At 64.4% G+C, this 11471-nt stretch carries 11 protein-coding genes; 7 read left to right on the forward strand and 4 right to left on the reverse strand.

Annotated elements, in window-relative coordinates; all coding sequences use genetic code 11:
• Position 1 precedes the first annotated feature (1 nt).
• From D3877_RS07185 to D3877_RS29765, 3 genes are all read right to left on the reverse strand, one after another.
• Positions 2–979, reverse strand: coding sequence for a diguanylate cyclase (locus tag D3877_RS07185; RefSeq protein ID WP_238474764.1), 978 nt, complete (start codon positions 977–979; stop codon positions 2–4).
• A complete protein-coding gene (locus D3877_RS07190; RefSeq protein WP_158599804.1) occupies positions 976–3651 on the reverse strand; it encodes a response regulator in 2676 nt (891 codons plus the stop codon). The genes D3877_RS07185 and D3877_RS07190 overlap by 4 nt, the downstream gene beginning before the upstream one ends.
• A 230-nt stretch (positions 3652–3881) precedes the next feature.
• On the reverse strand, positions 3882–4046 hold the full coding sequence (locus D3877_RS29765; protein WP_158599805.1) for a hypothetical protein: 165 nt from the start codon (positions 4044–4046) through the stop codon (positions 3882–3884).
• Between the two features lie 112 nt (positions 4047–4158).
• Here D3877_RS29765 and D3877_RS07195 point away from each other — a divergent pair, with 112 nt between their 5' ends.
• The 5 genes from D3877_RS07195 (at position 4159) to D3877_RS07215 (ending at position 8501) form a co-directional block, all read left to right on the forward strand.
• Positions 4159–5499 (forward strand): putative O-glycosylation ligase, exosortase A system-associated, encoded by a 1341-nt coding sequence (locus tag D3877_RS07195; protein ID WP_119829984.1) that lies wholly within the window; start codon positions 4159–4161, stop codon positions 5497–5499.
• Positions 5496–6635, forward strand: a complete 1140-nt coding sequence (locus D3877_RS07200) for a glycosyltransferase family 4 protein (protein ID WP_119829985.1) — start codon at positions 5496–5498, stop codon at positions 6633–6635. The genes D3877_RS07195 and D3877_RS07200 overlap by 4 nt, the downstream gene beginning before the upstream one ends.
• 179 nt (positions 6636–6814) lie before the next feature.
• On the forward strand, positions 6815–7597 hold the full coding sequence (locus tag D3877_RS07205; protein WP_158599806.1) for a PEP-CTERM sorting domain-containing protein: 783 nt from the start codon (positions 6815–6817) through the stop codon (positions 7595–7597).
• A gap of 125 nt (positions 7598–7722) precedes the next feature.
• Positions 7723–7896 (forward strand): hypothetical protein, encoded by a 174-nt coding sequence (locus tag D3877_RS29770; RefSeq protein ID WP_158599807.1) that lies wholly within the window; start codon positions 7723–7725, stop codon positions 7894–7896.
• 194 nt (positions 7897–8090) lie between these two features.
• Positions 8091–8501: a hypothetical protein gene (locus tag D3877_RS07215; protein ID WP_147395099.1), complete on the forward strand. Its 411-nt coding sequence runs from the start codon at positions 8091–8093 to the stop codon at positions 8499–8501.
• Positions 8502–8685: 184 nt separating this feature from the next.
• Here the strand turns inward: D3877_RS07215 and D3877_RS31125 are convergent, their stop codons facing one another.
• Entirely contained in the window at positions 8686–9051 is a 366-nt protein-coding gene (locus D3877_RS31125) for an MT-A70 family methyltransferase (protein WP_158599808.1), read from the reverse strand.
• A gap of 454 nt (positions 9052–9505) precedes the next feature.
• Here D3877_RS31125 and dusA point away from each other — a divergent pair, with 454 nt between their 5' ends.
• Together dusA and D3877_RS07235 are read left to right on the forward strand one after the other, a co-directional pair.
• Positions 9506–10510 (forward strand): tRNA dihydrouridine(20/20a) synthase DusA, encoded by a 1005-nt coding sequence (dusA, locus tag D3877_RS07230; protein WP_119829989.1) that lies wholly within the window; start codon positions 9506–9508, stop codon positions 10508–10510.
• Between the two features lie 74 nt (positions 10511–10584).
• Positions 10585–11379 (forward strand): AbiJ-NTD4 domain-containing protein, encoded by a 795-nt coding sequence (locus tag D3877_RS07235; protein ID WP_119829990.1) that lies wholly within the window; start codon positions 10585–10587, stop codon positions 11377–11379.
• Positions 11380–11471 lie beyond the last annotated feature (92 nt).

Genomic DNA, 11471 nt, shown 5'->3' on the forward strand with positions numbered 1-11471 from the left:
GTCAGCGTTCCTTTCGGGCGTCGTCGGGCGACGGAACCATCACGCGGTTCCGGCCCGCGCCCTTGGCGCGGTACAGCAGGGCGTCGGCGACGGCGACCAGGGAGGTTGGCGGCTTGCCGCTGTTGGGAACCAGGGCGGCGGCCCCAAGGCTCACCGTCACGACGTCGGCGACCGACGAGCGTCCATGCGGGATCGCCAGAGCGGACACGTTCGACCGCAACCGTTCGGCCACCTTGCGGGCACCCTCGCCGTCGGTGTCGACCAGCAAGACGGCGAACTCCTCGCCGCCATAGCGGGCGATCAGGTCGCCGATCCGCCGGGGAACGGCGGCCTGCAACGCCTGCGCGACCTGCCGCAAACACGCGTCGCCGCCCAGATGGCCGTGCGCGTCGTTGAACCCCTTGAAAAAATCAATGTCGATCATGACCAGCGACAGCGGCAAGCCGGATCGGACGCCGCGCGACCATTCCCGCGTCAACGCCTCGTCAAAGGCGCGGCGGTTGGCCAACCCGGTCAGCTCGTCGGTGACGGATTGGCGGCGCAGTTGATCGCGCAGCCGTTTCAGTTCGATGTGGATGCGGACGCGCGCCTTGACGATGGCCGGGATGAACGGCTTGGTGACGTAATCCACCGCCCCGGCGGACAGCCCTTTTTCCTCGTCGCCGCCGTCGCCCTGGGCCGTCACGAAAATGATCGGGATGTCCCGCGTCTCCGGGTCCGCCTTCAGCGCGGCGCACACCGCGTAGCCGTCCATGGTCGGCATCATGACGTCGAGCAGCACGATGTCGGGGTTCTGGCTGCGCACGATCTCAAGGCCGGTCGGGCCGGAGGTGGCGAAGCGAACCGCGTACTCCTCGACAAGGCAGGCGTTCAACAGGCGGATGTTCGCGGGGGCGTCGTCGATGATCATCACCATGGATCGTTTGGGCGCGTCCCCCTGCCCGTCCGCCTCTTCCGTCGTTGGCGCGGGCGGGGTCACGGCGACGCGCCTTGCCCCGGCTCCAGCCGTCCCAGCTCGACGAGCGCCTGCTCGAAATCCAGGGCCTGGATGGCGGCCTCCAGTGGTTCGAGGCTTGGCGCGCGGCTTCCCATCAGCGGCGTCAGCCGTTCGAGCGTCAGCAAGGCGTTGGTGTCGTTGCATGTCAGCTCCTCCGTCAGGCTGCGGATGACGGCGGATGCGGCGTCCCGGTCGCCGGTCGCGCTGACCGGCGGCGGCGTCTTGGCGGCCATCCGTTCAAACAGGCGGATGCTCTCGACCGCTTCGCGCAATCGGGCCGACAGATCGCCGACCCGCCCATCATACTGGCTGGAGTCCTCCAGGCGAATGGCGCTTTCCAGGGCGGCGGCGGCGTCCGACACCCGGTTGACGCCAAGGTTGCCCGCCAGCCCCTTCAGGGCGTGAACGTGATCCAGCCCGCCTTTGAGATCGCCCGCCGCCAGCAGCGCGCCGATCCGTTCGGCGTCGCGCCCGTGGGTGGACGCGACGTCCTGCAACAGACGCCGGTACAGCTCCGGTTGGCCGACGGCGCGGGCGACGCCGTGGCGGACGTCCAGTCCCGGCAGGGCGTCGGGCAGGCCGATGAGGGGGGGATCGACCGGCTCGTCGTCCAGGTCGGTGTCCTGCGCGCCGCCGACCCAGTGGTGGAGAACCGCAAACATCTCTTCGACGTTGATCGGCTTGGTCAGATGGTCGTTCATGCCCGCCCGCCGGGAGTTCTCGCGGTCCGACGTCATGACGTTCGCCGTCATGGCGATGATCGGCAGCGCGCTCAGGCCGGGAACGCAGCGGATCAGGCGGGTGGCCTCATAGCCGCTCATGCCCGGCATCTGCACGTCCATCAGCACGGCGTCGAAGGCCGTCGGGGTTTCGCGCAGCCGGTTGACCGCCGCCTCTCCGTTGCTGACGGCGACGACCTCGGCGTTGGCGCGCTCAAGAATGGCGAGCGCCACCTGTTGGTTGATCGCGTTGTCTTCGACCAGCAGCAACCGAATCCCGCGCAACCGCCCGCACATGCCCGGCGGCTTGGGAAGCTGCGGCAGCGCGTTTCCCCCGGCGCGCAACTGGGCGACGGCGTCGAAGACCGTCGATGGCGTGGCGGGCTTCGCCAAAACCCGGTCGATGCGGATGCCGCCCGCCTGCCGCCGAACCTCCCCGGTGTCGCTGATCGTCACCATGAGGATGACGAGCGGCAACGGAATGGCCGGATCGGCCTTCGCCTGCCGCAGCATGTCCAGCCCGTCCATCTCCGGCATCCGCCAGTCGAGCAGCAGCACGTCCAACGGGGCGGGCTGGGTCGCGGCGTGGCGGAGCGCCTCCAGCCCCGCCTTTCCCGACGCGGCGGTGGACACGCGCCAGCCAAAGCCCTCGCAGGTCCGCACCAGAATCTGCCGGGCGGTGTCGTTGTCGTCGATCACCAGCACGTTCAGACCCTCCAACCCGGCGAAGGCGCGGCGCGGCTTCACCGCGTCGGGCGCTTCGCCGAAGGAGGCGGTGAAGCGGAACTCGCTGCCCCGGCCAAGAACGCTGGCGACGGTGATCGTGCCGCCCATCAGGGCCACCAGTTTGGAGCAGATCGCCAGCCCCAGCCCGGTGCCGCCGAACTTGCGGGTGGTGGACGCGTCGGCCTGGGAAAAGGCGTGGAACAGCCGGTCCCGCGCCTGGGGATCAATGCCGATGCCGGTGTCGCGGATCAGGAATTCCAACGTGATCTGGCCAGGGGCGGCGCTCGCCACCTTGCGGACGGCCAGCACCACTTCGCCCGTCGTGGTGAATTTGACGGCGTTTCCGGCAAGGTTGAGCAGGATTTGTTGCAGCCGGAGCGGATCGCCGGTCAACCCGTCGGGAACGTCGGGCGCCATGTCGTAGACGACTTCCAGATTTTTCAAGGCGGCGTTGGCGCCGACGATGACCGCGATGCTGCGCATCACGTCCTGAAGCGAAAAGGCGGTCTGCTCCAGCTCCAGACGCCCGGCCTCGATCTTGGAAAAATCGAGAACGTCGTTCAGGATGCCCAACAGCGACGCCGCCGACGTCTTGATCTTCGCCACATAATCGCGTTCGCGGCTTTCCAGCGGCGCTTCTTCCAGCAGGCTGGTGAAGCCCATGATGGCGGTCATCGGCGTGCGGATCTCGTGGCTCATGTTGGCCAGGAATTCGCTTTTCACCTGACTGGCCAACTCGGCCTCATGCTTGGCCTCGACCAGTTCGATTTCCGCCAGGCGCCGCGCGGTGACGTCCACCATGATGTAGAGAAGCCGCGCGTTCCCTTCGCTGCTGAAGGGCACGAGGTCGCAATCCAGCCACAGATCCTGGCCTTCGGCGGTGACGACGTGAACGCTTTCGTTCCGGGTGGTTCCGGTGGCGAGCGCGTCGCGCGCCGATTGGAGCAGGCCGGTTTCCCGCCAAAACCGCAATTCGGTGTAGGGGTGACGCATCACGTCCTCCACCGTTCCGCCGACGATGGCGGCGCTTCCGGGGTTGGCGAGCACGCATTCCCCCGTCGCCGCGTAGACGATGATGCCGACCGGCGCCCGCGCGACGATCTTGGCGTTCAGGTCCAGCAACTCCAGGATCCGGCGTTTGGTCGGATATCCGACCTCAACGTCCGGGGCGGCGTCTTTGCAAGCGCCATCGGAACGATCATGCGGCACGGGCGCGGTCTCTCTCGACAGGGATGGCCGACCAGCAAAAGATAAGGGCGCGCCGCCCCGAACAGAAACATCGGAAAACACTCACGCATTTTATAAAAATCAGAGGCGCGAGGAAGAAATCCAGGCGCAATGGTCTAAGCGCTTTGGCGCGTTCGTCTTGATCTGTGACCTATGTCGGATGACAAGCGCGCAAGCTTTGCTGGACTGCGGCGGCAAGAGCGCCAATATGCTCACGGTTGGAAGGGCTTGGGCGCGGTCTTGCCATTCGGCTCATCGTCACGCATCGCCAGAAGGCCGCTGGTCGGGCCGGTCGGCTCCGCGCGGTCGTTGGCCATGGCCCAAAACAGCACCAGACCGATCATGAGATTGCCCAGCGCGAAGTAAAGCCCATCCATTGCGTTGATCGTCCCTGGTTGCCGCGTTCGCCGGTCTGGCGGCGTGATCGCGCGTTTTGGTGAAACTGTGTCGCCACATCAACACAGGCGGTTCAAACCGAATGGTTGAGACATGCGTGATCTTGTTCTTGTGGCGTGTTTTCTGGCCTGCCTCGGGCTGACGATCCGCTACCCGTTCGCCGGAATTCTGACCTGGGCCTGGTTGAGCTTCATGGCCCCGCACCAGAGCGTCTATTCCTTCGCTCAAAGCATCCCGCTCAACATGATCGCCAGCGTCGTCGCCGTGACGATGCTGGTCATCAAGGGGGAGCTTCGTTGGCCGCCGTCGAACATCGTCACGGCGATGGCCGGGTTTCTGGTGGTCTGGACCAGCCTGACGACGGTGACGGCCTTCAACGTCGCGTGGTCATATGTTTACTGGCTCATCGCGTTCAAGACGTTTGTTTTGCTCTTCCTGATTTTGGCCACGGCGACGACCAAGGCGCGCCTGCACGCCCTGATCTGGGTGATCGTGATCTCGCTGGGCTTTTACGGCGTGAAGGGCGGCGTCTTCTCCATTCTGCATGGCGGCAATTACAAGGTCTGGGGACCGCCGAACACCATCATCTACGACAACAACCAACTGGCGCTGGCGCTGGTTCTGGTATTGCCGCTGATGAATTATCTGCGCCTGCATTCCGCAAACCGGCTCCTGCGCCTTGGCCTGTCCGCCGCCATGCTGTTGCAGCTTTTGGCCGTCATCGGCTCCTACTCGCGCGGCAGCATTCTGGCGCTGGCGGTGATGCTGGCGCTGCTCTGGTGGTCGTCGCGCAACAAGATCACGCTGGCCGTGCTGGGCGCGCTGGTGATCGGAACGGCGCTCGCCATGATGCCGGATGGGTTTTGGGAGCGGATGAACTCCGTCAACAGCGCGGTGGCGGGCGAAGACGTCTCCTTTCAGGGCCGGGTGGACGCGTGGTATGTGGCGACCGCTTACGCCATCGACCATTTCCCGGTCGGGGCGGGGTTCTACGGCCCGCAGCTTCCGGCGATTTTCAACCAATATCTCCCCGACCATGAACCCCACGCCGCCCACAGCATCTATTTCCAGGTGTTGGGCGAGCATGGCTTTCCGGCGTTGCTGGCCTATCTGGCGATGCTGGCGGGTGGCTTGCTCAATTTCCGCCACGCCGCCCGCGCGGCGCGCGCGTGGCCCGGCTGGGGCTGGCTGATCGATCTGTCGCGCATGGGCGGCGTCGGGCTGCTGTCCTTCTACCTTGGCGCCGCCGCGCTCAGCATGGCCTATTACGACGTCCTGTTCACGCTGCTGGCCATCAGCGTCGCGGCGCGCCGGATGGTGGACCTCCACAAGGCCGAGATCGCCGCCGCCCTTCGACACGCGAGCCGACCGGCAAGCGATGCGGTCGCTCCCCCCTCCCTTCCCTTTCCAGACAGGACGAGCAACGCCGCATGAAGATTCTTTATCACCACCGCGTCGCCTCCAAGGATGGCCAGGACGTCCACATCGAGGAAATGATCGCCGCCATGCGCCGCCAGGGTCACGAGGTGGTGGTGGTCGCGCCGGGGGCGGCCCGCTCCGCCGAATTCGGCTATGACGGCGGGCTGGCGGCGCGCGTCAAGCGGCTGTTGCCCGGCGCGCTCTATGAGCTGTTGGAGTTGGGCTATTCCCTGCACGCCTACCGCCGGTTGGCGCGGGCCTGCGCCGTCCATCGGCCCGACGCGCTGTACGAACGCAGCAACCTGTTTTTTTTGCCCGGCCTGTGGCTGAAGCGGCGCACCGGCATTCCCTACATCCTGGAGGTCAACGCGCCGCTGGCCAGCGAACGGGCCATCCATGGCGGGTTGCGGTTGCGGGCGCTGGCGCGGTGGAGCGAACGGCTGGTCTGGCGCGGCGCCGATTTGGTTCTGCCGGTCACAGAGGTTCTGGCTGATGTCCTGCGCCAAGCCGGGGTGCCGGACGCGCGGATCCTGGTGGTTCCCAACGGCGTGAACCGGGAGCGCTTTCCGCCCCAAACCGACAGCGCGGCGATCCGGCGGGAGCTTGGCCTCGACAACAAGCTGGTGCTGGGCTTCACCGGCTTCATCCGGGATTGGCACGGCTTGCCCCAGGTGGTGGACGCGATGAAGGCGATGCCGGATCGCGAGCGGCTGCATTTGCTGGTGGTCGGCGACGGACCCGCCCGCGCCGAGTTGGAGCGCCACGCCGAGCGCGCGGGCATGGCCGGGCACGTCACCTGTCTGGGGTTGGTGGGACGGGACCGGGTGGCGGCCTGCATCGCCGCCTTCGACATCGCGCTTCAGCCCAAGGTGGTTGATTACGCCTCCCCCCTCAAGCTGTTCGAGTATATGGCGCTGGGCCGGGCCATCGTCGCGCCCGATCAGCCCAACATCCGCGAGGTTCTGGCCGACGGCGAAACGGCGCTGCTGTTCCGGCCCGACGATTCCCAACATCTGTGCGCGCAGATCGCCCGCCTGTGCGGCGACCCGGCCTTGCGCCAGCGGTTGGGAGACGCCGCCTCCCGCCGGATCGACGAGGGCGGCTATGTCTGGGACGACAACGCCCGCCGGGTGCTGGCCCGAATCCCGTGATTTCGGCGGATGCGGAGCGGCGCTCTCATCGGGATTCTTTACAGAGCGCTTCTCGGGAGACGGCATAAATCATTCAACAACAACAGCTTATAATGTTGGCCTGATCCTTGCTTTGTTGGGGTTATCGGGAAGACGGGCCAAGTGGCCTCGCCCCCTTGGACCTCCGGGAGCATCGAGCAATGTCAGCATTCTCCAACACCAAGATCGCCGCCGCCGTCGCCGCGAGCCTGCTCGCCACCACGGTCGGCCTTGTTCCCCTCAGCGCCGAGGCCGGGGAAATCCTGGCGACCTTCGGGGCCAAATCGCCGCTGGGAAATGGCGGCTCCTACCTGGACCTCAATTTCACCCTGCGGACGACCGATTACATCGCCGACACGGTGAGCGAGCCGGTTGGGACCAACCCGGACGGCAGCAGCATCATGCAGAATTTCGGGGCCTATCGGATCCTCGGAATCACCGGCACCCTGACCAAGAAGGACTCGGCCACGGACGCGGTTCTGTTGTCGGCGTCCATCGCCAATCTGAAACCGATCGGAACCTCAGTTGGCAGCAATTATGACACCAACAACAATCTGTTCCCGGTTCTCGTCGATCCCGTCACCCATTTCATCACCGGCAGCGATTTCGGCCCCGCCTCGCTGGTGAATTTCTTCGCCTTTGACGCGTCGGGCTTCGCCTTTGACCTCATTGGGTCGAACACCGTGCTGGCCCAGTTGACCGCCGACGTCAGCAATTACAGCCTCTACATCCTCAGCCCGGCGAGCTACCTCGACGCTGCTGGCGGCTCGATCGTCCTGCTTGGCTCGAACCCCACGCCGGGGCATCCGGCGGGTCAGGCTGGACCGACCAACTTCGTCTTTTCCGGCGTGACGATCACGGAAGTTCCCGCTCCGGCCCCGCTGGCCCTGCTGGGGGTTGGCTTGCTGGGGATCGGCGTCCTGCGTCGGCGTCATCAATCCTGATCCGACACGCCCAAACACACCGTTGAGCCGCCAAACGATCCAGCGCGGCGGCCGCGCAGCCCACGGCGTAGCGATTGTGGGATGGAACAGGCGAGACATCGCCGTTCAAACCTTTGGAGAATGTGATGAACAAGCCGACCGACAAAGCCCCCCAGGGTGGCAAGAACATTCACGGCGACACGCCCAAGAACCCCCAGATGCCGGAAAAGGCCAAGCCCGCGAAGCTTGACGACGGCGACCTTGACAAGGTCGCGGGTGGCATCGGCGGGCTGGGCGCGCCAATCCCCGTGAAGCGCTAACCGCAAGGAGCGTCGGCCCGCCAACGACCGACGCCCCCTTGTGAAGAAAGCCTCGCGTCGCGGTTGCGGCGCGGGGTTTTCCCGTGCACGCCGCGTGGCCGTGAGTGGATTCCGAGGCTGGTCCCGCCGCCCGCCCTTGCTCTTCATGGATAGCCGCTGACGATTCAGATCGCGGGCTGTGCGAGGAGGGGCGCGTGCTTTACCGACAGACACCCGTTAAGACGTCGATTGACGCGGTTGGGTTGGAGCGCGTCGGCGACGAGGTGGACGCGCTGCTTTTGTTTTGGGAGGCGGCCTTCCTGCCATTGACTTGGCCGGATCGCCTGCAACTGCTTGAGCAGATCGACGAGGAGCTTCATCGGGGCTGGCGCCACGCTCCAACCTCCGAAGCCATTTCCCAGGCGTTGACCGAACGGTTGATCGACGGCTTTGGCCGCCCGGCAATCCAGTGCCGGGATCAGGCGGATGTCTATGGGAACTCACGCCACCCCTCAGATCGCGAGGCGGCGTCCCTTTGGCGCAAACAGGGCGACCGCTCCACCAGCGTCACCGTCGACGGCACGAAGGGCGTCTATGCGCCCTCAGACGGGCCACTGGAAACTTAGAGTAGATCGCGTTGAATCGGGATCGATTTGACGCGTGAATCTGCTCGTGAGGTGATGTGGTGGACGGCCCTTTCACCGGGAAACGGTGTCAAGTTGAGGTCGTTGAAGAAACCACCTTATAGGAGCGGCTGATGACCACGCTGGTGACGATCAGTCTGGATCTGGCAAAGAATGTCTCCCAGGTTCATGGCGTCACCGCAGAGGGAAAGGTTCTGGTTCGCCGACAACTGCGTCGTGGCGAGGTGATGACGCTCTTCCAGGGTGTGCCGTCGTGCCTAAGCAGGTTTGCCCAGGCCGGGCCATAGGGCGGGTCGCCAATGGCCCACAAGGTGACGTGTTCGGTGGAGACCCGAACCACATAGCCCGGCCCGAACGCCAGCTTGTCGTTGACCGTCCGCTTCACCCACGGGAATCCGGTGACGTAGCGGAACCCCCAGGCCAAGCCGGACTCGATGGCTTGGGGCAGCATTGGCCATGTCCCCCACAGCCACAGCAGGCACCCGCGCTTGTCGGCGAGTTGCCCAACCGGCAGGGCCTTGAGGTCGGCCATCCACCACCACATCAGCACAGAGGACGCCCAGCTTGGCGGCTGCTTCCTTCCCAAAGCGCGCCTGAAGCTGGCCGACGACGCGGCGAACGCGCAGGCTGGACGATGACACCACCGCACGCCATCAAAACGAACAAGCTCCCGCTGAACTCGAAGCGCTGCAACCGCCTGGACGACGAACTGGAATCCGCCGCAAACGGCTTTTACCAGCATGGCCATCGCGACCTTGCCGAAGCCATTGACCGCGTCCGCAGTGAGTTGAAGGCGGCTTTTCCCCCATCCTTTTTCCGGCGCTCCGTGATCGCTCCCAAAACCGCTCCTTGCCTGACAACACGGGGCAGAGGCGACAAGATTGTTGGCACAGCGTCAACGGAATGTTGGAGAATGCTTGAAAATGTTGGATAAAATTCACCGGCAAAAGCGCGGCTGACAGACGCGAAAGAGTGGTAAGTGGTTGATGAAAAACGTTAATATTCTCTCCGTCGCCCCGATGATGGACTGGACCGACCGCCATTGCCGGTCTTTCCATCGCTTGCTGTCGCGCAACACGCTGCTCTACACCGAAATGGTGACGACCGGCGCGGTGCTGCACGGCGACCGGGAACGGCTGCTTGGCTTCGACGCGGCGGAGCATCCGGTCGCCTTGCAGCTTGGCGGGTCGGACCCGGCGGATCTGGCCGCCTGCGCCCGCATCGCCGAGGACTGGGGCTATGACGAGGTGAACCTGAACGTCGGATGTCCCAGCGACCGCGTGCAGTCGGGCCGCTTCGGCGCCTGTCTGATGGCCGAACCGGATCTGGTCGCCCGCCTGATCGGCGCGATGCGCGAGGCCGTCGCCATCCCCGTCACCGTCAAATCCCGCATCGCGATTGACGAGATGGAGGAATGGCCGACGCTGGAGCGCTTCGTCCGCACGGTGTCGGCGACCGGCTGCGACCATTTCATCGTCCACGCCCGCAAGGCCTGGCTGAAGGGCCTCAGCCCCAAGGAAAACCGCGACGTGCCGCCGCTGCGTTACGATCTGGTCCACCGGGTGAAGCAGGAATTCCCGCATCTGACCATCGCCATCAACGGCGGCATCCGCAATCTGGACGAGGCGGCGGCGCATCTGCCCGCGCTGGACAGCGTGATGATCGGGCGGGCGGCCTATGAAACGCCCTATCTGCTGGCCGACGCCGACCGCCGCCTGTTTGACGGCCTGCCCGGCCCCGACCGTCACGCCGTGGTCGCGGCGATGGCCGACTACGCCGAGGAGGCGCGGCGGACGCGCGGAACCCCGCTGGCCGCCATCAGCCGCCACATGCTGGGCCTGTTCCAGGGTCTGCCGGGCGCGCGGGCGTGGCGCCGCCACATCAGCGAAAACGCCCATCTGCCCGGCGCCGGGCCGGAGGTGCTGATCCAAGCGGCGGCGCTGGTGCGGCGCGGGCGTGAAACGGAGACACCAATGCCGCGAATCATTTGATAATTTTCGCGCCTCACATGCATGTATTGCGGTAGAATTCCCCGAAAGGTCGGCATCTGTCGAAGGAGCAAGATGTGGCGAGTTCGTTCTCTAGGCGTTTCGGTTATCAAGGTGTTCCCGCTGAGATCACAGTACGTGAAGATGCGCCAGAGGTCCTGCGGGAGGGAATTGTCATGCTTGCTGACCACCTCGGTCTGTCACCTCATAGCGCTCGTTCAAAAGTCTGCGGAATTCTTCTCAGACGTCCGGATCCTGGTAATTGGAGCGCATACCCAAATGTTGCCGATGAAGTCCAAGAACTCGTTTGGCAGGCTCCGTGGTACCGGGTCTATGATATCGCAGAAGGCTTTTATGAGTCCTTGTCCGAGAACGATCCAGAAAGTGGTAGGCAGTTTGAAAATCGCCTTAATGAGTTTTTCCGCGAAAACGGAATTGGCTGGGCAATGGAAAACGGTCTGATCATTGCCCGAGGATCCGAGATATTTGCTGAGTCATCGAAATCGGCTTCCATGCTGATGGCCAGCACGGGGCGCCAAACTGCTGCACAGGAAATGCACGAAGCACTTGCCGATCTCTCCCGCCGACCGGAAGCGGACATCACAGGAGCCGTACAGCACTCTATGGCGGCGCTTGAGTGCGTAGCAAGAGACGTATTAAACCAGCCTACTAAAACACTCGGCCAACTCGTTTCTTCGTTGAACCTTCCCAAACCACTTGACGCGGGATTAGAGAAGCTATGGGGCTTTGCGTCTGAACAAGGGCGACACCTTCGGGAAGGCCGTACTCCACGCTTTGAGGATGCCGAACTGGTTGTAACGGTAGCCTCCGCCATTAGCGTTTACTTAATGCGTGGCGCTAGCGATCAGTAAGATGCACTGCTCAGATATCAAACAAGGAAATCCTAGGACAAATTACCTCCTCTTCCTACAGTTCCATTCTCCCTACTCCACTCCCCGCCCCT

The organism is Azospirillum cavernae (assembly GCF_003590795.1).
Classification (GTDB): domain Bacteria; phylum Pseudomonadota; class Alphaproteobacteria; order Azospirillales; family Azospirillaceae; genus Azospirillum; species Azospirillum cavernae.